The 21,545-nt window shown below is 62.8% G+C and carries 23 protein-coding genes; 9 read left to right on the top strand and 14 right to left on the bottom strand.

The window, feature by feature from the left end; translation table 11 throughout:
- Positions 1 to 143 precede the first annotated feature (143 nt).
- Entirely contained in the window at positions 144 to 359 is a 216-nt protein-coding gene (rpsU, locus tag IE091_RS01185; RefSeq protein ID WP_016416934.1) for a 30S ribosomal protein S21, read from the bottom strand.
- 200 nt (positions 360 to 559) lie between these two features.
- On the opposite strand from rpsU, the gene tsaD reads away from it, so the two are divergent.
- Entirely contained in the window at positions 560 to 1,615 is a 1,056-nt protein-coding gene (gene tsaD / locus IE091_RS01180; protein ID WP_039175621.1) for a tRNA (adenosine(37)-N6)-threonylcarbamoyltransferase complex transferase subunit TsaD, read from the top strand.
- A 9-nt stretch (positions 1,616 to 1,624) separates the two neighbouring features.
- Here tsaD and IE091_RS01175 read toward each other — a convergent pair whose 3' ends face one another.
- Positions 1,625 to 2,194, bottom strand: a complete 570-nt coding sequence (locus IE091_RS01175; RefSeq protein WP_039175619.1) for a glycerol-3-phosphate acyltransferase — start codon at positions 2,192 to 2,194, stop codon at positions 1,625 to 1,627.
- A 104-nt stretch (positions 2,195 to 2,298) separates the two neighbouring features.
- Between IE091_RS01175 and folB the strand changes: the two genes are divergently transcribed.
- Positions 2,299 to 2,679: a dihydroneopterin aldolase gene (folB, locus tag IE091_RS01170; RefSeq protein ID WP_039175618.1), complete on the top strand. Its 381-nt coding sequence runs from the start codon at positions 2,299 to 2,301 to the stop codon at positions 2,677 to 2,679.
- Positions 2,676 to 3,221, top strand: a complete 546-nt coding sequence (folK, locus tag IE091_RS01165) for a 2-amino-4-hydroxy-6-hydroxymethyldihydropteridine diphosphokinase (protein WP_189462601.1) — start codon at positions 2,676 to 2,678, stop codon at positions 3,219 to 3,221. Before folB ends, folK begins: the two co-directional genes overlap by 4 nt.
- Here folK and IE091_RS01160 read toward each other — a convergent pair.
- Together IE091_RS01160 and IE091_RS01155 are read right to left on the bottom strand one after the other, a co-directional pair.
- Positions 3,218 to 4,336, bottom strand: a complete 1,119-nt coding sequence (locus IE091_RS01160) for a tRNA nucleotidyltransferase/poly(A) polymerase-related protein (protein WP_189462600.1) — start codon at positions 4,334 to 4,336, stop codon at positions 3,218 to 3,220. The genes folK and IE091_RS01160 overlap by 4 nt on opposite strands.
- A complete protein-coding gene (locus IE091_RS01155) occupies positions 4,336 to 5,151 on the bottom strand; it encodes a symmetrical bis(5'-nucleosyl)-tetraphosphatase (RefSeq protein ID WP_189462599.1) in 816 nt (271 codons plus the stop codon). The genes IE091_RS01160 and IE091_RS01155 overlap by 1 nt, the downstream gene beginning before the upstream one ends.
- Before the next feature lie 201 nt (positions 5,152 to 5,352).
- On the opposite strand from IE091_RS01155, the gene IE091_RS01150 reads away from it, so the two are divergent.
- Both IE091_RS01150 and IE091_RS01145 read left to right on the top strand, forming a co-directional pair.
- Positions 5,353 to 5,529 carry a hypothetical protein gene (locus IE091_RS01150; RefSeq protein ID WP_189462598.1) on the top strand — a complete coding sequence of 59 codons (177 nt, stop codon included), beginning with the start codon at positions 5,353 to 5,355 and terminating at the stop codon, positions 5,527 to 5,529.
- Complete coding sequence (locus IE091_RS01145) at positions 5,529 to 6,992, top strand: FAD-dependent oxidoreductase (RefSeq protein WP_144979785.1); 1,464 nt, start codon at positions 5,529 to 5,531, stop codon at positions 6,990 to 6,992. Before IE091_RS01150 ends, IE091_RS01145 begins: the two co-directional genes overlap by 1 nt.
- 15 nt (positions 6,993 to 7,007) lie before the next feature.
- Here IE091_RS01145 and apaG read toward each other — a convergent pair whose 3' ends face one another.
- The 5 genes from apaG to IE091_RS01120 are packed head-to-tail and all read right to left on the bottom strand — an operon-like array spanning position 7,008 to position 12,799.
- Positions 7,008 to 7,385 (bottom strand): Co2+/Mg2+ efflux protein ApaG, encoded by a 378-nt coding sequence (gene apaG / locus IE091_RS01140; protein WP_144979781.1) that lies wholly within the window; start codon positions 7,383 to 7,385, stop codon positions 7,008 to 7,010.
- A complete protein-coding gene (gene rsmA, locus IE091_RS01135) occupies positions 7,382 to 8,209 on the bottom strand; it encodes a 16S rRNA (adenine(1518)-N(6)/adenine(1519)-N(6))-dimethyltransferase RsmA (protein WP_039175608.1) in 828 nt (275 codons plus the stop codon). The genes apaG and rsmA overlap by 4 nt, the downstream gene beginning before the upstream one ends.
- Before the next feature lie 26 nt (positions 8,210 to 8,235).
- Positions 8,236 to 9,279, bottom strand: coding sequence for a 4-hydroxythreonine-4-phosphate dehydrogenase PdxA (gene pdxA, locus IE091_RS01130; protein ID WP_039175605.1), 1,044 nt, complete (start codon positions 9,277 to 9,279; stop codon positions 8,236 to 8,238).
- Positions 9,279 to 10,316, bottom strand: coding sequence for a peptidylprolyl isomerase (locus IE091_RS01125; RefSeq protein ID WP_096921365.1), 1,038 nt, complete (start codon positions 10,314 to 10,316; stop codon positions 9,279 to 9,281). Before IE091_RS01125 ends, pdxA begins: the two co-directional genes overlap by 1 nt.
- A gap of 35 nt (positions 10,317 to 10,351) precedes the next feature.
- The gene (locus IE091_RS01120; RefSeq protein WP_096921366.1) at positions 10,352 to 12,799 is read right to left on the bottom strand and encodes an LPS-assembly protein LptD; all 2,448 of its coding nucleotides are present in this window, start codon (positions 12,797 to 12,799) and stop codon (positions 10,352 to 10,354) included.
- A gap of 70 nt (positions 12,800 to 12,869) precedes the next feature.
- Here IE091_RS01120 and IE091_RS01115 point away from each other — a divergent pair, with 70 nt between their 5' ends.
- From IE091_RS01115 to speD, 4 genes are all read left to right on the top strand, one after another.
- Positions 12,870 to 13,880: an aminoglycoside phosphotransferase family protein gene (locus IE091_RS01115; protein ID WP_189462597.1), complete on the top strand. Its 1,011-nt coding sequence runs from the start codon at positions 12,870 to 12,872 to the stop codon at positions 13,878 to 13,880.
- Positions 13,877 to 14,533: an N-acetylmuramate alpha-1-phosphate uridylyltransferase MurU gene (gene murU, locus IE091_RS01110; protein ID WP_189462596.1), complete on the top strand. Its 657-nt coding sequence runs from the start codon at positions 13,877 to 13,879 to the stop codon at positions 14,531 to 14,533. The genes IE091_RS01115 and murU overlap by 4 nt, the downstream gene beginning before the upstream one ends.
- Positions 14,534 to 14,643: 110 nt before the next feature.
- On the top strand, positions 14,644 to 15,063 hold the full coding sequence (locus tag IE091_RS01105) for an OsmC family protein (protein WP_039175595.1): 420 nt from the start codon (positions 14,644 to 14,646) through the stop codon (positions 15,061 to 15,063).
- Positions 15,064 to 15,291: 228 nt separating this feature from the next.
- Positions 15,292 to 16,086, top strand: a complete 795-nt coding sequence (speD, locus tag IE091_RS01100) for an adenosylmethionine decarboxylase (protein ID WP_016916304.1) — start codon at positions 15,292 to 15,294, stop codon at positions 16,084 to 16,086.
- A gap of 93 nt (positions 16,087 to 16,179) precedes the next feature.
- On the opposite strand, the gene lpxL is transcribed toward speD, so the two are convergent.
- From lpxL to IE091_RS01075, 5 genes are all read right to left on the bottom strand, one after another.
- Positions 16,180 to 17,091, bottom strand: a complete 912-nt coding sequence (gene lpxL, locus IE091_RS01095; protein WP_039175592.1) for an LpxL/LpxP family Kdo(2)-lipid IV(A) lauroyl/palmitoleoyl acyltransferase — start codon at positions 17,089 to 17,091, stop codon at positions 16,180 to 16,182.
- A 12-nt stretch (positions 17,092 to 17,103) separates the two neighbouring features.
- Positions 17,104 to 18,204 (bottom strand): alanine racemase, encoded by a 1,101-nt coding sequence (gene alr / locus IE091_RS01090; RefSeq protein WP_189462595.1) that lies wholly within the window; start codon positions 18,202 to 18,204, stop codon positions 17,104 to 17,106.
- Positions 18,205 to 18,404: 200 nt separating this feature from the next.
- Positions 18,405 to 19,379 (bottom strand): RNA polymerase sigma factor RpoS, encoded by a 975-nt coding sequence (rpoS, locus tag IE091_RS01085; protein WP_039176022.1) that lies wholly within the window; start codon positions 19,377 to 19,379, stop codon positions 18,405 to 18,407.
- Between the two features lie 152 nt (positions 19,380 to 19,531).
- On the bottom strand, positions 19,532 to 20,566 hold the full coding sequence (locus tag IE091_RS01080) for a peptidoglycan DD-metalloendopeptidase family protein (RefSeq protein WP_189462594.1): 1,035 nt from the start codon (positions 20,564 to 20,566) through the stop codon (positions 19,532 to 19,534).
- Positions 20,567 to 20,622: 56 nt separating this feature from the next.
- Positions 20,623 to 21,534 (bottom strand): DUF368 domain-containing protein, encoded by a 912-nt coding sequence (locus tag IE091_RS01075; RefSeq protein ID WP_422822508.1) that lies wholly within the window; start codon positions 21,532 to 21,534, stop codon positions 20,623 to 20,625.
- Positions 21,535 to 21,545: the final 11 nt, after the last annotated feature.

The raw sequence follows: 21,545 nt of genomic DNA, 5'->3' as shown, positions 1-21,545 counted from the left end.
CGTCATCAGGCCACGCGCCTGATCACCTTAAACCGCGTAAAACAGACAACACGAAACGAAAAACAAACGGCCACCTGGTGGCGGCCGCTTGGCATCCCTCTTGAGACAACCAGCCAACTGCTCTGGCTCTCTCCAGGTACGGATCAATAGAGCCGTTCGAAACGCTTACGCTCACGCTGCAACTTCTTGGCGTGACGTTTTACGGCAGCTGCCGCTTTGCGCTTGCGCTCAGCAGTCGGCTTCTCGTAGTGCTCGCGACGACGTACTTCAGACAGAACGCCAGCTTTTTCGCAAGAACGCTTGAAGCGACGCAGGGCGACGTCAAACGGCTCGTTATCACGTACTTTTACAGAAGGCATTAAGCACTCACCTACCTTAAGGAGTCTTGAGTTCGGATAGTACGCACACCGAACAAGACGGTGTACGACCCAGTTTTACAGCGCACAGTAGTCTAGTCGTGGTTGGCCATCTTTGCAAATGCTTACGCCCAGCGGGCGCGACAATGCTAGACTAGCCGGTTTCGAGTACCTGCCTTTTCAATCAGATGAGTGCTTTTGCCATGCGTGTACTGGGCATCGAGACATCCTGCGACGAAACCGGCGTCGCCATTTACGACACGGCCTACACCGGCGGCCAGGGTCTGCTGGCCGATGCCCTGTACAGCCAGATCGCCATGCACGCCGAATATGGCGGCGTGGTGCCCGAACTGGCCTCTCGGGATCACACACGCAAGCTGCTGCCGCTGATCGAACAGGTATTGAAAGAGGCCCATCTTTCCCGCCACGACCTTGACGGCATCGCCTATACAGCGGGCCCGGGATTGGTGGGTGCGCTGATGGTCGGTGCCAGCACCGCACATGGCATGGCCAGGGCGCTGAACATTCCCGTACTGGGGGTGCATCACATGGAAGGCCACCTGCTGGCGCCCATGCTGGAGGAGGAGGCTCCTGCCTTTCCCTTCGTGGCTCTGCTGGTCTCCGGCGGCCACACCCAGCTGGTGGAAGTACAGGGGCTGGGTTGCTATCGACTCCTGGGCGAATCGGTAGACGATGCAGCCGGTGAGGCCTTCGACAAGGCCGCCAAGATGCTGGGCCTGGCGTACCCAGGCGGCCCGCTGGTGGCCAAACTGGCCGAACAGGGCGACCCTAAGCGCTTTCGCTTCCCGCGCCCCATGACCGACCGCCCCGGGCTCGACTTCAGCTTTTCAGGCCTGAAGACCCACACCTTGACGACGATTCGCCAATTGGAAGCCGCAGGCGAGCTGGACGAACAGGCCAAAGCCGACGTGGCACGCGCCTTCGAAGAGGCCGTCGTGGATACGCTGGTCATCAAATGCCGCCGAGCCCTGGACGAGACCGGCCTGAAACGCATCGTGATGGCGGGTGGTGTGAGTGCCAATACGCGGCTGCGCGAGCGCCTGGCCCTGGAGACCCAAAAGCGCCAGGCCCGTGCCTATTACCCACGTGGGCGCTTCTGCACCGACAATGGCGCCATGATTGCCTATGTGGGCGCCCAGCGTCTGGCGGCGGGAGAGCGCGACGACAGCGGTATCATGCAGGCTACACCACGCTGGCCACTGGACACGCTGACAGCGCCCCTCAGCACCACCCGATAAGCCGTTGGCCTATTTGCGCAGCGGAGGCTCTTCCCCCTGCCGCCAGCGGCGAATATTGAGCACGTGGCGGGTCAGTACCAGCAGGCTGAACCCGCCCACCACGATCATATAGTCAGGCGCCAGCCAGGCGCACAGCAGGGGCGCCAACAGCGCGCTCGCAACCGACGCCAGCGCGGCGGTACCCAACCGCCATGCCATCAACGCCCAGATGGCAGCGCTGAGCAGCGCGACGCTGGGCACCAGCACCAGCAACACCCCGAAGGCGCTGGCGACGGCCTTGCCGCCTCGAAACCCATACCAGAGCGGGAAGCTGTGGCCCAGCAGCACCGCCAGCCCTACCAGACCCTGCCACATAATCGGCAAGGCCAGCCACTTGGCAGCCAAGACCACCGGCACCGCCTTCAAGGCATCCAACGCCAGGGTGGCCGCCGCCAGCCGAGGGCCATACAGCCGTAACACGTTGGAAAACCCGGGGTTACAGGAACCGCAAAAGCGCGGATCGGCCACGCCTGCCCAACGGCAGACGCTCACCGCCGCCAGCCAACTGCCGCTCAAGTACCCCATGACGATCCACAGCATCCCCTGCTCACCCTGCCCCTCATCAGCCAGCGCCGCCGCCTGAACTGTCGTTTATGGTCGTCCTCAAGTACAATCGCCCGCTTGTCGACGCTGGGGAATGGCCTGTGGACCGCATATTGATTGAAGCACTCACCGTAGAAACCGTGATTGGCGTATACGATTGGGAGCGCACCATCACGCAATCGCTGAGCCTGGATCTCTCCCTGGCCACGGACATCCGGCCTGCCGCCGCCACCGATGATTTGCGCCTGACTCTCGATTATGCCGCGATCTGCCAGCGAATCCAGCAGTTCGCCGACGAGCATCAGTTTGCGCTGGTCGAAACCTTTGCCGAGCGGCTGGCCGCCAGTTTGCAGCACGAATTCCCGATCAGCTGGCTGCACATGCGTGTGCGCAAGCCCGGCGCGGTGCCCCAAGCAGCCAGTGTCGGGTTGGAAATCACCCGCGGCAGCCTGCCAAAAAACCGCAAGGATAGCGACCCATGAATCTGGTGACACTGAGCCTGGGCAGCAATATCGACCCGGAAAAGCACATCCGCCTGTGCCTGGATGCCCTGGCAGAGACGTTTGGCGAACTGCAGATATCGCGCATTTTCGAGAGCGAACCCGTCGGCTTCAAGGATAGCCGCAATTTCTACAACCTGGTGGTGGCGTTCCATAGCGACTGGTCCGTGGCCAGACTGCAGGCTTGGTCCAAAGCATTGGAAATGGCCCATGGGCGGACGCCCGACATGGTCAAGTGCAGCCCGCGTGCCCTGGATATCGACCTGCTGACCGTGGGGGACGCCTGCGGCGTGATAGATGACGTGGCCCTGCCGCGGGCTGAAATCACCCAGAACGCGTTCGTACTGCAACCCTTGGCCGAGCTGCTGCCCGACGAACGGCACCCCCGCTGTCATACGCCTTATGCCACGCTGTGGCAGCGTTTCACCTTGGGTCGTCAGCGGCTGTGGGCCATCGACTTTCAGTGGCAGGGGCGCTTCGTTTCCCAGGCCGACCCCTTGCCGCGCAAGATCCACGCGCGCTAAAGCGCTGCGGCCACGGCCTCGCGCCGCCGTTGACGCAGCGCTTCTCCCAAGGCTGCCCCTCGATAGCCTTCCCCCATCAACACCTGAGGGCTGACCGCGCAGGCGGCTTGCCAGGCCGCCTCCAGAACGGGGCGCAAGGCCGGCGCAAGCCGCTCCAGCAACTGCAATTGCGCGCTGACCTGGGCAGGCTTGCGCCAGCCATCCAGACGCTCCAGCCAGCACAGCACTTTCTCGGCTTCCAGCTGGGCTGCCAGCAGCGCCTTGGTCGAGGCGGCATGGCGTGCCAGCTGCGCAACGCTATTGGGCAACTTCAAACGCACGGCCAGGGCTTCGCGCTGTGGCTCACTCAGCACCGACACCAGCAGCGCATAGCGCCAGTGCGCCAGCGGCGGCTCGCGCTGTTCGGGAGCTGCCTGCATGGCCTCCAGGGCCTGGGCCAGACACGCCTTCGCTGCCAGCTCAGGCCACCACGCCGCCAACGCATCACACGCGGCCAGGGTCGTGAAATAGCACTCGGGGCTGGGTTCGGCCAGCGCCTTCTCGGTCTCGACCCACACGCGCTCGGCTGCCAGATGCGCCAGCTCTCCGCTGCGGCTGACCGCGCGCATCAGGGCCAGGGTATCCGGCGCAACGGCAAAGCCCATGGAGGCATAGCGGGCTAAAAAACGCGCAGTACGCAGTACGCGCAAGGGGTCTTCACTGAAGGCGGGGGAGACATGGCGAAGCCAGCGCTGCTCGATGTCCCGCTGTCCGTGATAAGGGTCGGTCAAATGCCCATCCGCCGCCTGGGCGATGGCATTGATGGTCAGATCCCGACGGGAGAGATCCTCTTCCAACGTCACGTCGGGGCTGGCGTGCACCTCGAACCCGCCATACCCGTGGCCCGACTTGCGCTCGGTACGCGCCAGCGCGTACTCCTCCTGGGTAGCCGGGTGCAGGAACACCGGAAAATCGCGCCCGACGGGTTTGAATCCACGCTGCTGCATCATTTCGGGGGTTGCCCCCACCACCACCCAGTCGTGATCCACCACGGGCCACCCCAACAGCTCGTCCCGCACGGCCCCACCCACGCGGTAGACCTCCAGCCCTTGGGTGTATGCATCCAGCTGAAACATCAGCGGCCTCCCTGCTGGCTGGGCACACTGACACGCTGGCCGCTCTCCAGCACCAGCGCGCTCAGCGAACCGCCCCACACGCACCCGGTATCGATCCCGTGCACATCCACCTTCGCGCCAGGGGTACGCCCCTCCAACGCCGCCCAGTGGCCAAACAGCAGGCGCAGATCGTCGGCACGGGGAAACTGGAACCAGGGCGCAAAGCCCGCAGGCGCGCTATCCAACCCCTCCTTGGCAGCAAAATCGAGCCGCTCCTGGGCATCGATGAAGCGCATCCGAGTGAACACATTGACGATACAGCGCAGCCTGTCCATGCCTTCGAGCTGGTCGTGGAAGCGGTCAGGCTGATTGCCGAACAGTTGGCTCAGGAAAGCTCCCGCCTGCTCGCTGCCCAGCGCTGCTTGTACTTCTCCGCTCAGCGCCAGCGCCTGTTCGGCACTCCAACTGGGCAGCAGCCCGGCGTGGGTCATCAGCGTGTTATCGGCCTGTACCGCAAGAGGAAGGCTTTGCAGCCAGTCCAGCAAATCGTCACGGTGGGGCGAAGACAGAATGTCGTCCAGCGTGTCGTGGCGCTTGAGTTTGCCGCCCCCCCGTGCCACCACCAGCAGGTGGAAATCGTGGTTCCCCAGCACGCTGCGTGCGGCGCTGCCCAGCGCTTTCACTTCCTGCAGGCAGGCCAGGGAGCCAGGCCCCCGGTTGATCAAATCGCCCACCAGCCAGAGCGTATCGCGGGCGGGATCAAAGCTGATTTTATCCAGCAAGGCGACAAACTCGGCATGACATCCATGCAGGTCGCCAATGACATAAGTGCTCATGGGTAAAGGCCTGTTGACTGATTCAATGTTGGCGTCGCGGGGCCGTATCGGTGACCACGCATAAACCGCTGGAGCAATCGCCGTGCATATCCCACTATAACGTTAGCGACTCGGCAACCCCTGGCAGGCCTATCTGACAAGCCCTGACAACCACCGGGGGCGCGATTCGCGCACGACTGGCCACCACAAGGATGCCCCGCCATGCCTGCCTCTGCCTTGCCCGACGACCCGCGCCTGCGTCTTACCCGGCGCGATGCGCTCAAGACCTTCACCCTGATCACGGGCGGCACGTTGGTCGCGCTAGCCTACTCACCGCTTTTGCGGGCCCGGCCGGTAAAGCAGGTGAATGGCTGGCTGCTGCATGAGGATGATCGCTAATGTATGTGGCGTTCGAAACCCTTGCGGCCCAGACCGCACCCCCTGCCCCGCCCTATGACCTGTGTATCGTGGGTGCAGGCGCTGCGGGCATCAGCATCGCCGTGACGCTGGCCCAGCGTGGCCACCGCATTCTGCTATGCGAAGGGGGCGGAGCCTCGTACAGCGAACGCTCCCAGGAGATCTACCGAGGCGAGGTGGTGGGCGACGCCTACCCAGCGCTCGACGGTGCCCGTTTACGTTACCTGGGTGGCTCCACCAATCACTGGGGTGGCGTTTGCCGCCCCCTCGACCGCCACGATTTCGTCGCCAAGCCTGCCGCCCCCGAGACGGGCTGGCCCATCACCCATGACGCGCTGGCCCCCTACTACGCTCCGGCAGCCACACTGCTCGACCTGACACCGCCTCCAAATGACAGCCCGCTGGTCGGCTCCGGCTTCGAGCGCATCCATTTTTCACTGGGCAACCCGGTACGCCTGAAAGACAAGTATGCACCTGCCTTGAACGCCGCCCCTACGCTGGACTACTGCCTGGATGCCAACCTGACGGGCATCGAGCAGGAGGCAGGCCATGTACGGAGCATCACGCTGCGCAGCTTTGCCGGTCAGCAGTGCCAGGTGCGGGCGCGCTATTTCGTGCTGGCCTGCGGCGGCATCGACAACGCTCGGCTGCTGCTGTGGCTGAACCAGCAGACCCAAGGGGCGCTGATTCGCGATGCCACGACGCTGGGTCGCTACTGGATGGAGCATCCCCATGCATCGGTGGGTCAGGCGCTGCTGTTCAACCCCCAGGCGGTGGGCATCGACCCCGAATACAACGTGTTCCTTTCGCCTACGCCCACGGCCCTGCGTCAGCGTGGGCTCCTCAACTGCGGGCTGCGGCTCCACCGCATGAGCCCGGAAGGCACGCAGCAGCTCATCGACACGCTATCGCTCACGGCTCCGGCGCTGGGGCAACAGATTGCCGCTCGGCATGCACGCGGTGAACGTATGCATGGCGTCATTCTGCGAGCCGCCTGGGAGCAGGAGCCCCGTTTCGACAACCGAGTGGCGTTGAGCGAAGAACACGACGAATTTGGCATACCGCGCAGCCGCCTGTTCTGGCGGCAGTCCGCGCTGGATTACCACACCATCCGCGACAGCCTGATGCTGTTCGGCGAGTACCTGATCGACCAGGACATTGGCCGCTTGCAGTTGGCCGACTGGCTGGCCTCGCCTACGGTGCAGTTCCCTGTTGAAGGCGAGCTGGCCGGTCGCCACCACATGGGCGGGACGCGCATGAGCCATCGAGCCGAGCAAGGGATCGTGAACAGCGACTGCCGACTGTTCGACCAGCGCAATCTGTATATTGCGGGTTCCAGCGTCTTCCCAAGCGTCGGCCATGCCAACCCGACCCTGACCATCGTCCAGCTGGCACTGAGGCTATGCGACCATCTGCATGCCCAACTGACCCCACCCGCGGCCTGAGCCGAGAGTGAGGCGTCAATGCAGCTGGCGGGGCACCGCTAACCGAAAAGGCGAGACGGGCACATCGAACGCCCGCTGGGTGTAGGTGTTCAACAAGGTGTAAGCACCCTCCATGACACCTACCGGGGTTTGCAGTATCGCTCGGCTGGTATAGCGGAACCGTTGCCCCGGGCCAATCAGCGGCTGCTGACCCACCACGCCCTTGCCGCGCACTTCCTGGCTCTCGCCATTGCCCTGGGTGATTTTCCAGTAGCGTGCCATCAGCTGCACGCTATGGGGGCTTTGGTTGTGCACCGTCACGGTATAGCTGAATACGTAGCGGGCCTCGCTGGCACTCGACTCGGCGTCCTGAAACTCTGGCGTGACGCTGACCTCGATCTCCAGCCCGCTCACGCGTCACCACTCCGCTGTTCCACGTCCTCATTGGCGGCCACATGATTGGCGATGGTCACGTATTCCGCCACGGTCAGGGTTTGCGGGCGCCGGGCAGGGTCGATGCCCAACGCTTCCAGGGCCTCTGCACTGACCCGCCCCTTCAGGTTGTTGCGCAGCGTCTTGCGGCGCTGCCCAAAGGCCAGCTTGACCAGCTCGAAAAGCAGGGCCGGATCATCGGCCACCTGGGGTAGCGATGCATGGGGCGTCAGCCGCACGATGGCGGAATCGACCTTGGGACGGGGCACGAAGGCTTCCGGTGGCACGATGAACAGCTGGTCCACCTGACAGTAATACTGCGCCATCACCGAGAGCCGCCCCCAATCGGTACTGCCGGGCTCGGCCGCCAGGCGCTCCACCACCTCTTTTTGCAGCATGAAGTGCATATCGGCGATGGCTGACCCCATGGTCAGCAGGTGCACGATCAGCGGCGTCGAAATGTTGTAAGGCAGATTCCCCACCACGCGCAGCGGCTGACCGTCGCCCTTGAGGGCGGCAAAATCGAACTTCAGTGCGTCGCCTTCGTGAATCACGAATTCGGGGTAGTTGAAAAACTGCACCCGCAACCCCGGAATCAGATCTCTATCCAGCTCGATGACTTCCAGCTTGCCGGTCGCTTCCAGCAAGGGAGCAGTGAGCGCGCCCTGGCCGGGACCGATTTCGACCAGCCGATCGCCTTCACGCGGCCCGATGGCACGGACAATCCGTGAAATGATCCCGAGATCACGGAGAAAGTTTTGACCGAAGCGTTTACGAGCACGGTGCTGCTGGGGCACTTGAGACATCTAACAGTGTTCCTTGGAGGGTTGATTCATGGGGCGGCCTGAGAGGAGGCACGCTGGGTGGCCAGCCGCTGGGCGAGTGCCACCGCCACGCCCAGGCTGGAGGGGTTGGCAATACCGCGGCCTGCCAGGTCCAGCGCCGTGCCATGGTCTACCGAGGTGCGTACCAGCGGCAGCCCCAGGGTGATGTTGGCAGCCTGACCAAAGCCTGCGTATTTTAGCACTGCCAGGCCCTGGTCGTGATACATCGCCAGTACCGCATCGACCCCCGCCAGATGGCGTGGGGTAAACAGGGTATCGGCCGGAAACGGGCCTTCCACGTTCAGGCCCTCGGCACGCAGCGCCTGCAGGGTGGGCGTGATGATTTCCAGCTCTTCGCGGCCCAGGTGGCCATCTTCACCCGCATGGGGGTTGAGCCCACACACCGCCACCCGAGGCTGGGCAATGCCGAATTGACGCTGCAGGTCCGCCACCAGTAGACGGCTGATGCGCGCAATACGCTCACCGGTGATGGCATCCGCCACATCGCGCAGCGGCAGATGGGTGGTCACCAGAGCAACCCGCAGGTCGCTTTCGCCCTGCCACTGTGGCGACGTGGCGTGCAACGCAGCGTCCGTGGCCAACAGCATGACCACCTCATCCACGCCGCAGGCGTCCCGCAGCCACTCGGTGTGGCCCGTGAAGTGCGGGTAGCCACCTTCGATGATCACGCCCTTGTGCAGCGGGGCAGTCACCATGGCCGCCGCGTGTCCGGCCAGGCAGGCATCCACTGCCGTCTGCAGGGTGTCCAGCACATAGCCTGCATTGGCAGGGTCCAGCACGCCGGGCGTGGCCGGTGCGCGCAAGGCGACCGGCCACACCACCAGGCGCCCTGGCGAGGAGACCTGCTGGCTGCCCGGCTCGGCGACCACGATCTCCACCGTGAGCGCGAGCAACGCCGCCCGCTGGGCGAGCAGCGTCGGGTCACCTACCGCCACGGTGTTGTTCAGACGCCCCTGGGCCGCCAGCATCAGCGTCAGCTCGGGGCCGATACCGGCGGGCTCCCCGGTGGTGATCAGCAGCGGCAGCGACATTACAGGCGAATGTCCACGAAGGCCTGTTCGCGAATTTCACGCTGCCATACTTCCAGCTCTTCATTGGCACGACGCTGGAAGATGGCCTGGCGCACCTGCTCGCGACGGCTCTCTTCGGTCACGTCCTGACGGCGACGCTCCAGCACTTCGATCACGTGGTAGCCAAACTGCGAGCGCACCGGCTCGGACAGCTGGTTGGGGCCGAGCGAGTTCATGGCCTCTTCGAAGGCAGGCACCGTCTGGCCGGGGCGCACCCAGCCCAGGTCGCCGCCGTTCATGCCGCTTCCCCGGTCATCGCTGAGTTCACGGGCAACGGTGGCAAAGTCTTCGCCCTGCTGCAGGCGCTGGCGAGCCTGCTCTGCACGGCTACGCGCTTGCGCTTCGTCTCGGGTGGGCGTCAGCTCGACCAGCACGTGGCGCGCGCGGGTCTCTTCGATGAACGACTGGCCCTGCTGAGAGGGCTGCTGCTCGAGAAAACGTTCCACTTCCCGGTCCGACACGGAAACCCGCTGGCTGATCTGACGCTGCTGCACCTGGCGCATCAGCATTTCGCGCCGTACTTCCTCACGCACGCTGGCCAGGCTCATGCCATCGGCTTCCACGGCATCGGCAAACTGGTCCAGGCTCATGCCATTGGACTCGGCAATGGTACGCAGCTGACGGTTAAGCTCGGTGTCGTCCACGCTCAGGTTGGCGCGGCTGGCCATCTGCAGCTGAATTTCGTCCATCACCATGCGCTCCAGCACCTGCTGGGCCAACTGGCTGCGGGGCGGCAGTTGCCCGCCTTGAGCGGCCGCCTGCTGTTCGATTTGCGCGATGCGGTCATTCAGCTCGCTGCGCATGATGACACCATCGTTGACAACGGCCACGACGCTATCCAGCGGCTGACGCTGCGCGGATTCGAAGCTCTGGGCCTGAACGCTCAACGGTACCAGGGCAGCACCGGCACCCAGACACAGGGTCATCATGGTGCCCGCCGAAAGCAGTCTTGCCCGCTGGGAGAGCTTGCGGGTCCGCAGGGTCTTTCTGATCGTCATAAAAAGTCTCTTTCAGTCGCCATTCAAGGTGATCGTTAAAGGGGTGTGGGGCGGTAGCCAGGGATCGCCTGCTCAAAGTAGCTGTCGGCCTGTTGACCAACACCGCCAAGACCACGGAAGACAAAGCGCAAGAACAGCCCACGGTCACTAAAGTCGTCTTCCACTCTGGCGGTATCGTTGTCGTCTATCCACTCCCGCCAGACAAGCTGTACGCCGTAGCAGCAGTCGTTCCACTGCAAGCCTGCCAACTGCTCCAGAGGACGATCGTTGGTTTGATCGTGCAGGTAGCGGCCAATCAAATCAATCCTTGGGCTGGCTTTCCAGGCCAGCGACAGGTCCCACTCTTCACGACTGTAGTCGCGGAAGCCGTCGTCGCCGGGCACCACGGAAGGATCGAACCCTTCGATCTCCCAGCGGTAGCCAAGGTTCACTACATGGCCGTCCGGATGGCGATAACGTACATCGACACTGGAGCGTTCGGTCTGCTCACGCTCGTCGTCGTAGAGCCATTCATAGCCCGTGCTCCAGCGGTCGTTGATCTGCCAGTCCAGACGGGTCACCAGCGGCGAGCGGTCTCGCGTGGCCTGATAGCGGCTCAGCGGATTGGCATTGGGAGCATCCTCCGGACGCGGCGGCAGCGTGCTCGGGTCACCGTCACTGTCGATACGCCGCTCGGCGAAGTAGAGGCTCTGGCCAACGCCCAGCGTCAAGCGATCACGCCCGGCGCTGTCTTCGATCAGCCGGGACTGCACGCCCAACGAGACGCGATTCAGATCACCGACCCGGTCAGCCCCCGAGAAGCGGTGCGGGGACCAGAGCTGATCCCAGGAGAACGCCCGTTCACGGCTATCGAAGTCCGGCAGCTGGGTCTGGTTGGTACGCGGCACGTAGGCGTAGTTGATACGGGGCTCGAGAGTCTGGCGATAGTCACGCCCGCCCAGCTCAAGCTCACGCTCGAAGACCAGCCCACCGTCGATGGAGGTGATGGCGACGCTACGCGAGGGCGACGTATCGCGGTCCGTGATACGGTCGCCGTAATCCAGTTCGTAGGCGGTATGCCACAGCTCGCTGCGCGGTTCGATATAGCCCCAGGGCTGCTCATAGCGCCAGCCCACGCTGGGGGTCAGGTGCAGGCGGGTACCAATGGCGGCTTCCCGCTCGGGGACCCGCCGTTCGTCCACGTCACGCCAGAAATAGGTCGCATTGGAGCGCCACTGGGTATAAAACCCGCTGCCCAGCTGCCAGTCCGAGTTGGCGGTCAGGCTGGGCAGGCGGTAGAAAGGGCGATCGGTATCGCTGAGCGGGTCTTCCAGGCGCTGAAACCCTTGGGCCCTGGCATCCAGCTGCCAGCGCTCGCCGCGGTAGTCCACCTGCGCCAGACGCTCCATGCTGACTCGATCACCGCTGCCGAACTCACCCCCAAAGTCGTCGAAATAGCGCCCATCGCTGGCCGCTCCGTAGCGCAATTGATAGTCGCTGCGCGGTGCCAAGGCACCGGCGTGCTGCGCATCGATGTACCAGCGCTCTTCGCCTTCGAAGCGATTGTCTCCGGTGCTGCTGCCACCATCGCTGCCCAGGAAACCACCCTCCACGATCCCCTGGCTTTGCTCGAACAGGTAGCGATACTCGCCATTGAGCAGCAGCCCACGGTCCGACATCCAGCGCGGTGTAATGGTGGCGTCATGGTTAGGCGCAATGTTCCAGTAAAACGGCTGAGCATAGTCAAAGCCGTCACTGGAGAAGCTCAGCGTGGGCGACAGCAGTCCCGTGTGGCGGCGGTCATCGATGGGAAAACGCAGCCAGGGCCAGTAAAAAATCGGTACGTCCTTGACCTGCAGGCGCGCGTGGCGTGCCGTGCCGAATCCGGTGGCCTGATTCAACTGGATATCGCTACCCACCAGCTGCCAGCTGTTGGCACCCGGATCACAGGTAGTGAAGGTGGCATCGCGCAGGCGATACTGCTCTTCGCCGGTTTGCTCCAGTTGACTGGCCTGACCGCGCAGGTGCTGGTCATAGAGCACGTAATGACTATTGCGCAGCGAGGCGCGATCTTCGTTGAGCATCAGCGTGGCCTGTTCACCACGCACCATGGCCTGCCCGTCGCGGATGACCAGATCACCTTCGGCATCGACGCGTTGGCGGTCCGCCGGGAGAAATACCTGATCGGCCTGCAGTTCGGTATTGCCACGACGCAAGACCACATCGCCGCGCAGCAACGCTTCGCCATCCGCGGCATAATCCGCTTCATCGGTTTCCACCGAGAGCGTTTCCGGGTTCTCTTGCGCGGACAAACGATAGTCGGGCATCACATAGCGCCCACGACACAGCTGTTGACGTGCTTCGTCCTGCCCCCAGGGCTGCCAGTCCAGCGCGTCAGCCGACAGCGGCTGGCCCTGAGCCACCGCTGACAGCGAGGCACCGGCGAGCACACTGCCCAACAGCGTTTGCGCAACCGGAGTGGTGCGCGAGATTCGCTTGCCCATGTTCGTTATCCTTGGCATCCAGAATCGGTATTATACAGCCCGCATCATGCCCGACCAGCAAGGAGCTTGCATGTCCTCTTCCAGGATCGACGCCCTCACCCAGTGGGCAGCGCAGCATCATGGCCTCGCGCCCGCGCATATTCAATTGGCACCGGCGGGCGGCGACGCCAGTTTTCGGCGCTATTTTCGCCTCACGCTCCCCGATGGCAGCACACGCATCGTCATGGACGCGCCGCCCGCCCAAGAGGACTCGGCGCCTTTCGTGGCCATCGGCAAACGCTGGCATGCCGCCGGGCTAGCGGTCCCCTGCATCTATGCCAGCGACCTCGACGAAGGCTTCCTGCTGCTGGAGGATCTGGGCGACACCCCGCTTCAGGACACCTTCACGGACCCTGACAACACCCGTCAGCGCCACCTGGAAGCCATGGCGCTGATCGCTCAGTTGCAGAATCGTGCCGACCCTGCGGCGCTACCCGCCTACGATGAGGCTCTGCTGGGGCGTGAACTCGACCTGTTCCCCGAATGGTGCCTGGAACGTTGGCTAGGGCTGGCCGCCCCCGAGTCGTGGCCCGCGCTGCGTCAGGCGTTGATCCATAGCGCGCTGGCACAGCCCGTGGTCAGCGTACATCGGGACTTCGATGCCATGAACCTCATGTGCCAGGATCAGCAACTGACGATGATCGACTTTCAGGATGCCGTGGCTGGTCCGCTCAGCTACGACCTGATCTCGCTGCTGCGGGGGCGTTACTGTCGTTTCAGCGCCAGCCAGTTTGCCGAGCTGGTATCGCTATTCTACCAGCAGGCTCGCCAGGAGGGGCGACTGCCCCGCACTACCTCGGAAGCGGACTTTCTGGCCCAGTGCCATGCCATGGCGGCCCAGCGTTCGCTCAAGGTACTGGGCATCTTCTGCCGATTGACGCTACGCGACGCCAAGCAGGGCTACCTGGCCCGCCTACCCCACTTCCTCGCTCACCTGGAAGACAGCCTGGCAGCCCTGCCTGCCCATCAGGGGTTTGCCGAGTGGGTCAGCAGCGAGCTGCGCCCCGCCATCATGCAGCGCCTGGCGGAGCAGAGCACATGAAGGCCATGATCCTGGCTGCAGGCCTTGGCAAGCGCATGCGCCCGCTTACCGACCACTGCCCCAAGCCGCTGCTGCCCGTCGCGGGCAAGCCGCTGATCGTGCATCACATCGAACGCCTGCGGCAGGCGGGCATTCATGAGTTGGTCATCAATGTCAGCTATCGTGCCGAGCAGATCATGGCCGCCCTGGGCGACGGCAGCGCCTATCAGGTATCCATCCAGTGGAGCCACGAGCCATCTCCGCTGGAAACCGGCGGCGGTATTCGCCAGGCGCTGCCGCTGTTGGGAGAATCTCCTTTTCTGTTGATCAACGGGGATGTGTGGTGCGACTACCTGCCGGATGCTGCCGCGCTGGCCGCCGAGGATCTGGCGCATCTGGTGCTGGTGGACAACCCGGTGCAACACCCTGACGGCGACTTCGCGCTACATCAGGGCCGGGTGGCGAGCGCTGGAGCGCCACGCCTGACCTTTGCGGGCATCAGCCTGCTGCGCCCCGCCCTGGTGGCCAGCGAGCCGCCAGGGGCGTTTGCCCTGGCGCCGCTGCTGCGTCAGGCCATGGCCGAAGGGCGTGTCTCGGGCGAGCATTTCGCTGGCCACTGGGTAGACGTGGGTACGCCAGAGCGTCTGGCGGCGCTGGAACGACACCTTGCCTGACGGGTTTGCGATAGAGGACGTGCAGGCGACATGGAGAGAAGCCGTGCGTCTGCGCCTGGAAATGTTATGCTGCGCGACCTACCTTTCGTCGCCAGCATGAGGAGAGCAACGTGAAAGCACGGGTAACATGGACCGATGGACGCCAGTTCGTGGCGGAATCTGGCAGCGGGCACAGCGTTGTGATCGATGGCCCGCCTGACCACGGTGGCCGTAATACGGGGCCTCGCCCAATGGAAATGCTGCTGATGGGCATGGGCAGCTGTACCGCTTTTGATATTCTCAACATTCTCGACAAGGCACGGGCAGAGGTCACCGACTGCGTGGCCGAGCTGGATGCCGAGCGCGCCGATGAAGTCCCCGCCGTCTTCACCAAGATCCACGTCCACTTCGTGGTCACCGGTCGCGGCCTGAAAGAGAAGCAGGTCCAGCGTGCCGTGGAGCTGTCCGCCGAGAAGTATTGCAGCGCCTCGATCATGCTGGTCAAAGGCGGTGTCGACATCACTCACTCCTATGAGATCCGCGAAGCTTGAGCCGTCATGGGTCGGCTGGCCACGCGGGTGACGCTGCAGCATCAAAAAAAATGGCGTGGCTGGATGCAAGCCACGCCCTGGGCGGGCATAATACGCCCGCTTGTTTTTCCCTTTACTGCGTAGTGCGGGGTCGTCTTCACGGCGGCTGCGTTAGCACGGTGACAAGTGTTTATCGGTTCCGGCGCTGGCTCGTCGGGGTGTCCTCATCTGCCATAGGGAGGTTCGGAAGTGTCAGATAATCTCCGACTCCACGGGTTCAACAACCTGACCAGCTCTTTGAGCTTCAATATTTACGACATCTGTTACGCCAAAACCGAAGAGCAGCGTGCGGCTTATATCGACTATATCGATGAGCTTTACAACGCCGAACGTTTGACGCAGATCCTGAAAGACGTCACCAACATCATTGGCGCTCATGTACTGAACATCTCGCGTCAGGATTATGAGCCGCATGGCGCGAGTGTGACCATTCTGATTGCCGAGCACGAGCTGGATGACCCGACGCCAGGGCAAACCGAGCCAGGACCTGGCCCGCTGCCGGAAACGGTCGTGGCCCACCTGGACAAAAGCCATGTGACGGTACACAGCTACCCCGAGTCGCACCCCGACAACGGCATCAGCACCTTCCGTCTGGATATCGATGTATCCACCTGTGGGCATATCAGCCCATTGAAAGCGTTGAACTACCTGATCCACAGCTTCGACTCCGACATCGTCACCATGGACTACCGCGTGCGCGGTTTCACCCGTGACGTCGATGGCAAGAAGCTGTTCATCGATCACGACATCACCTCGATTCAGGACTATCTGGCAGAAGATACCAAGCAGGCCTACCAGATGATCGATGTGAACGTGTATCAGGAAAACATGTTCCACACCAAGATGCTGCTCAAGGACTTCGAGCTGGACAACTACCTGTTCGGCACGTCGCGCCGCGACATCACCTTCGAAGAAGCCCGCGATATCGAAGGCCGTCTGCGCAAAGAGATGCTGGAAATCTTCTACTCGCGCAATCTCGACTGAGGTTGCGGGCAAAAGATTCCTTCAGCACAACGCAAAGCCGCCCTTTCGGGCGGCTTTTTTCATGCTCGTTCAGTGCGCCAAACCCAGGCCGCGCTAGTAAAACCCGGCGTCGCCTTCAGGGCGCGTCTTGAAGCGCCGGTGCAGCCACAGGTACTGCTCGGGGTGCTTGCGAATGGCCCGTTCGATGAATTCGTTCACTCGGGTGGCATCGGCCACTTCGTCGCCGCTGGGGAAGCCTTCGAAGGCGGGCAGACATTCGATGGTGTAGGTACGGTTGTCCGGATTGCGGTGAAACATCAGCGGTACCACCGGCGCTCCGGTCATGCGGGCGATCTTGGCCGTGAGGCGAATGGTGGCCGCCTGCTGCCCAAACAGCGGAGCGAAGACGCTGACATCGCGACCGAAATCCTGGTCCGGGGAGTACCATACGATATGCCCCGCCTTGATCCGCCGCACCACGCCACGCAGGTCGTGACGGTCGATGGCCTGGCCGAAAATGCGCGAGCGTGCCCGGGTCATGAAGCGTTCGAACAGCGGGTTGTTATGGGGGCGATAGACCACGTCCGCCGGGAAAAACAGCGAGTGCAGCGCGCCACCCAGATCCAGCGTCGAGAAGTGAATACCGACCACCAGCACGCCCTTGCCCTGAGCTTTGGCATGGGCCAGGTGCTCCTGGCCATGATAGGCCACGCGATGACGCAGGCCTTCGGCATCGCGACACCAGCCGGTGGCGGTTTCCACCAGCCCGATACCGTTGGCAATGAAGGTTTCCTTGACCAGCTGGCGCTGCTGCTCGGCGCTTTTCTCGGGAAAGCAGAGCGCCAGATTGGTGGCCGTGATGTGCCGCCGACGCTTGGCAAGCCGCCACGCCAGCAGGCCTATCATCTTGCCTACCCAAAGCTTGACCCGCCAGGGTAACCAGGCCGCCACGTACATGGCACCAATGGCCAGCCAGGTAGGCCAGTAGCGGGGGTGCGCAAAGGAGCGCGGATAAGATTTCGACATACGAATAACCGTTTAGACGTTGGCACCATGGTACTGCCGAGGCGCTCTGGGCAGCACGCCGGTCAGCAAGGTATAGCTGATGGTATCGCAGTGGCGGGCCACTTCGTCCACCGACAGCACGCTGCCCTGGGTAGCGCGCCCCCACAGCACGACTTCGCTACCGATGGCGGCGTCGGGCACCTCGGTGACATCCACCGTGAGCATGTCCATGGAGACTTTACCGGCGATGGGGCAGCGCTGGCCGTTGACCAGTACCGGCGTGCCATCCACGGCATGGCGATCATAGCCATCCCCATACCCTGCGGCGACGACGGCAATTTTCGAGGGGCGTGGGGCCTTCCAGCGTCCGCTGTAGCCCACTGGTTCGCCGACGGCCAGCTCACGCAGGGCGATGATTTCCGAGCGCAGCGTCATCACCGGGCGCAGCTGGCGGGTCAGCTCGCTGGCCACTTCCAGGGGGTCACTGCCATACAGCATGATACCCGGCCGATTCCAGTCGCCATGGGCGGCTGGCCGAGCCAGGGTGGCAGGTGAATTGGCCAGGCAAAGCGGTGCTTTCAGCGTTGCCGACAGGGCCTGCAAGACGCCCATCTGGTGTTCGAAGTAGCTGGCATCCTGGGCATCGGCGTTGGCGAAGTGGCTCATCAGATGCAGCGCCGTAACCTGTGGGGCACTGTGCAGACGCTGCCATACCGCAGGCGCCTCCTGAGGAGAGAATCCCAGCCGGTGCATGCCGGAATCGACCTTCAACCAGACGGGAATCGGCCGCTGCGGGGCATAGGCCAAAAGCGCCTCTACCTGCCAATGGCTGTGCACGCTGATCCACAGGCCATGATGGTCGACCAGCGCCAGCTCGTCAGCGGTAAAGATACCTTCCAACAGGATGATGGGGGCCTTGATGCCGCCTTCACGCAGGCTCAGTGCTTCTTCGATACAGGCCACCGCAAACGCAGGCACCTCGGCTTCCAGGGCGTTGGCACAGGCCAGCGCACCGTGGCCATAGGCATCGGCCTTGATGACGGCGACCGAGCGGCTCTGAGGCGCGCAGCGGCAGGCCAGCTGGTAATTGTGACGCAGCGCGTCCAGGTCAATATGGGCCACTAACGGGCGCATGGCTATCTCACTTATCAGAGCGCTCGTACGACAGCGCGGTGCTGATAATCCGCACGGCTAGCGAACGGATATGGGTTTAGCGGGCGTTACCCGATTGCCAGACAGGCTGGCTATCAAAAACAGCGCACCGAGTGAAATGCTCGGTGCGCTGTAGACTAGCATGTCGAACGTGCTGGCCGGGCCAAGTGGCTTCGACGAGGCTACGCCTCGAAAATCGAATCCAGAGAAAGCCCCTGTTTTTCCAGCGAGCGTCGCAACTTCTTTAACGCTTCTACCTGGATCTGACGAACACGCTCGCGGGTCAGACCGATTTCGGCACCCACTTCCTCCAGCGTGGCGGCTTCATGCCCACGCAGGCCAAAGCGACGCACCACCACCTCGCGCTGTTTCTCGCTGAGCTCGTCCAGCCAGTGGTCGACATGCTCGCGCACGTCTCCATCCACCAGACATGCTTCCGGACCCAGCACATCATCGTCGGTGAGGGTATCGATGAGTGGCTTGTCGCTCTCGCCGCCCATTGGGTAGTCCACCGAGGAAACACGTTCGTTGAGCCCCAGCATCTTCTTGACGGTCTCGACCGGCTTGTCGAGATGCTCGGCAATCTCTTCTGCGGTGGCTTCGTGGTCGAGCTTCTGGGTCAACTCACGGGCGGCACGCAGATAGATGTTCAGCTCCTTGACCACATGAATCGGCAGACGAATGGTGCGCGTCTGGTTCATCAAAGCGCGTTCGATGGTTTGCCGAATCCACCAGGTGGCATAAGTGGAAAAGCGAAAACCCCGCTCGGGGTCGAACTTTTCCACCGCGCGGATCAGCCCGAGGTTGCCCTCTTCGATCAAATCCAGCAGCGTCAAACCTCGATTCAAATAGCGTCGGGCAATCTTGACCACCAACCGCAGGTTGGACTCGATCATCCGCGAGCGCCCCAAGGCATCACCCTTGCGCGCCAGACGTCCGTAATAGACCTCTTCTTCCGGCGTCAATAGCGGCGAAAAGCCGATTTCATTGAGATAGATCTGGGTAGCATCCAGACTCTGAGTGGATTGGCGATCGTCTCGACCAAGCGCTTTCTCGAACTCTTCCTCCTCAGCCGTGGCATCGTCATCAGCCTCGTCCAGCGCCTCCTCAACCTCGTCGAGGTCGATCTCCTGTAGGTCCTTCTCCAGCATACTCATGGTCATACCCCCGTTGTCTCGCCTATCCGCCATTCGAAAAAGTCAGGGTGGTCGCACTTCCTGTGCGCGTGCACCTTATTGTTATATGACGCCTTAGTTAGCTGTCCGGGTTACCTTGATCGAGCTAATACGTTACCTTCAGAGCATGATGCCTAGCGAGCTGGCAAATAGTCGAGCGGATTCTGTGGCTGGCCATCGCGGCGCACCTCAAAATGCAGCTTGACGCTATCGGCGTCGCTATCGCCCATGGTGGCAATGACCTCACCCGCCTCGACGACATCATTCTCTTTGACACTCAAACTGTCGTTGTGTGCATAGGCGCTGAGATATTGATCGTTGTGCTTCAACAATATCAGGTTACCGTAGCCGCGCACACCGCTGCCCGCGTACACCACGATGCCAGGTCCTGCTGCACGCACAGGTTGCCCCTTTTGCCCCGCGATATCAATCCCGGCGGTGATACTGCCGCCTTGGCCAAACTCGCCGGTCACTCGACCATCGGTGGGCCAGCGCCAGTCGACGTTATCGACAGGCGTGAAGGTGCGCGACGAACGATCCTGGCGAGCGGCCTGGGCGGGTTGTGCCGCAGGCGTTGGCTCTGGCGTCGCTGCGGGCGCAGGCTCTGGAGTCGGTTCGGGCTCGGGCTCGACGGCAGGTGCCGAGGGCGGCTCAGCAGCGACCGACTCAGGCGGCTCTGGCGAGGCAGGCGGGGGCGTATTGGCAGCCACCTGCTGCGCGGCTTCCACGGCGCGGGGTTCGGCCGTCAAGCGCTGGTTACGCTCGATGGCGCTCTCATCGGGCAGCAGCCAGTCCAGCTCCTGCTCGTTACTGGCAACGGCCGTGGCCTGGGGCTGCAGCCCGGTGGCCACTACGCCACGGGAAGCCGCGGCAGGCGCCTGGCTGGGTGCCGTGCTGGCACCCGCGCCTTCGCGCAGGGCGATGGTCTGCCCCGGCTGAATCTGATAAGGCGGGCTGATGTTGTTCAAGGCCGCCAACTGGCGGTAATCCAGGTTGTGCTGCCAAGCAATACCGTACAGAGTATCGCCTGCCTTGACGGTGTACTGAGGGGTATTTTCAACCACGCGACGGGCTTCACTCAAATCGCGTACCTGTGGCGCACCCTGCTGTTGGTTGGCACAGCCGCTGATCGCCAGCGCCAACACCGACACGATAAAAACCTTACGCATGCAATCCCTACTCCTTTTCAATGCCGTGCGCTCACACTCGATGATTCGATTCCCGCTCAATGGCTCGGGGTTGTTGAGCGTGAGGAATGCGTCACTGCGCGACGATTCAATAATACGACCAGCAGTGCTCCAAAGACCATCAACGATACGACACCAGCGACCTGCGCGGACTCGCCGGTCAGCACGGCGTAGTCGCTGGGTAACAGATAGCGATAGGCCAGCGGTATCATTTGTCCATCCGAGCCCAGCTGGTAGCGTAACAGCTCGCGCCAGGGCCAGAGAACCGGCAACGAACCGACGATGAACCCCAGCAACAGCTGCAAGGTTGCCCCATGATAGCGTTTCAATAGCCATGACAGTAGCCGTGAGGACAGGGCGAGTCCCAGCAGGCAACCCATGCCGAACAGGATGATGATACCCAGATCGAAGCTGCGAATCGCGCCCATGATGGTGCCGTAGAGGCCCATGGTGAGCAATAGAAAACTCCCCGACACGCCCGGCAGCAGCATGGCGCTGATGGCGATGGCGCCTGCGACCACCACGACCATCGCTTCATTACCGATCATCAACACCAGGGGCATCATGCCCGGCAGCAGTTGAGCCAGCAGCAACCCCAGGGTGAGCGGCAGCAGATAGGCTATTTTCCAGCGCTCGCCCGCCTGCCCGACGACCAGCCCCGAGGCCGCCACCAGCCCGAAAAAGAAGCCTTGCAGCAGCAGTGGATGGGCCTCCATGAGCCACAGCGCCAAGTGCGCGACACTGAACAGGCTGATGGCGACACCGGCCAGCAGAGGCATCAGGAAAGCCAGATTGAGATGGACATAAAGCCCACGCAGCCCGCCGTGCCGCCAGGCCCCCAGGGCGCTGGGGCCAAATTGCTTGATGGTGTTGATCAGTTCTTCATAAATACCGGTAATGAACGCAATGGTGCCACCGGACACCCCGGGAACGGCATCGGCGGCTCCCATGCCAGCGCCTT

The organism is Vreelandella hamiltonii, assembly GCF_014651775.1.
Classification (GTDB): domain Bacteria; phylum Pseudomonadota; class Gammaproteobacteria; order Pseudomonadales; family Halomonadaceae; genus Vreelandella; species Vreelandella hamiltonii.
This window is presented reverse-complemented; position numbering and strand designations above follow the sequence as displayed.

Bases quoted from the DNA above. Each gene is read 5' to 3' on its own strand.
- rpsU (WP_016416934.1), bottom strand. From the start codon at position 359: ATGCCTTCTGTAAAAGTACGTGATAACGAGCCGTTTGACGTCGCCCTG.
- tsaD (WP_039175621.1), top strand. From the start codon at position 560: ATGCGTGTACTGGGCATCGAGACATCCTGCGACGAAACCGGCGTCGCC.
- IE091_RS01175 (WP_039175619.1), bottom strand. From the start codon at position 2,194: ATGCTGTGGATCGTCATGGGGTACTTGAGCGGCAGTTGGCTGGCGGCG.
- folK (WP_189462601.1), top strand. From the start codon at position 2,676: ATGAATCTGGTGACACTGAGCCTGGGCAGCAATATCGACCCGGAAAAG.
- IE091_RS01160 (WP_189462600.1), bottom strand. From the start codon at position 4,336: ATGTTTCAGCTGGATGCATACACCCAAGGGCTGGAGGTCTACCGCGTG.
- IE091_RS01155 (WP_189462599.1), bottom strand. From the start codon at position 5,151: ATGAGCACTTATGTCATTGGCGACCTGCATGGATGTCATGCCGAGTTT.
- IE091_RS01150 (WP_189462598.1), top strand. From the start codon at position 5,353: ATGCCTGCCTCTGCCTTGCCCGACGACCCGCGCCTGCGTCTTACCCGG.
- IE091_RS01145 (WP_144979785.1), top strand. From the start codon at position 5,529: ATGTATGTGGCGTTCGAAACCCTTGCGGCCCAGACCGCACCCCCTGCC.
- rsmA (WP_039175608.1), bottom strand. From the start codon at position 8,209: ATGTCTCAAGTGCCCCAGCAGCACCGTGCTCGTAAACGCTTCGGTCAA.
- pdxA (WP_039175605.1), bottom strand. From the start codon at position 9,279: ATGTCGCTGCCGCTGCTGATCACCACCGGGGAGCCCGCCGGTATCGGC.
- IE091_RS01125 (WP_096921365.1), bottom strand. From the start codon at position 10,316: ATGACGATCAGAAAGACCCTGCGGACCCGCAAGCTCTCCCAGCGGGCA.
- IE091_RS01120 (WP_096921366.1), bottom strand. From the start codon at position 12,799: ATGGGCAAGCGAATCTCGCGCACCACTCCGGTTGCGCAAACGCTGTTG.
- IE091_RS01115 (WP_189462597.1), top strand. From the start codon at position 12,870: ATGTCCTCTTCCAGGATCGACGCCCTCACCCAGTGGGCAGCGCAGCAT.
- murU (WP_189462596.1), top strand. From the start codon at position 13,877: ATGAAGGCCATGATCCTGGCTGCAGGCCTTGGCAAGCGCATGCGCCCG.
- lpxL (WP_039175592.1), bottom strand. From the start codon at position 17,091: ATGTCGAAATCTTATCCGCGCTCCTTTGCGCACCCCCGCTACTGGCCT.
- alr (WP_189462595.1), bottom strand. From the start codon at position 18,204: ATGCGCCCGTTAGTGGCCCATATTGACCTGGACGCGCTGCGTCACAAT.
- rpoS (WP_039176022.1), bottom strand. From the start codon at position 19,379: ATGAGTATGCTGGAGAAGGACCTACAGGAGATCGACCTCGACGAGGTT.
- IE091_RS01080 (WP_189462594.1), bottom strand. From the start codon at position 20,566: ATGCGTAAGGTTTTTATCGTGTCGGTGTTGGCGCTGGCGATCAGCGGC.
- IE091_RS01075 (WP_422822508.1), bottom strand. From the start codon at position 21,534: ATGGGAGCCGCCGATGCCGTTCCCGGGGTGTCCGGTGGCACCATTGCG.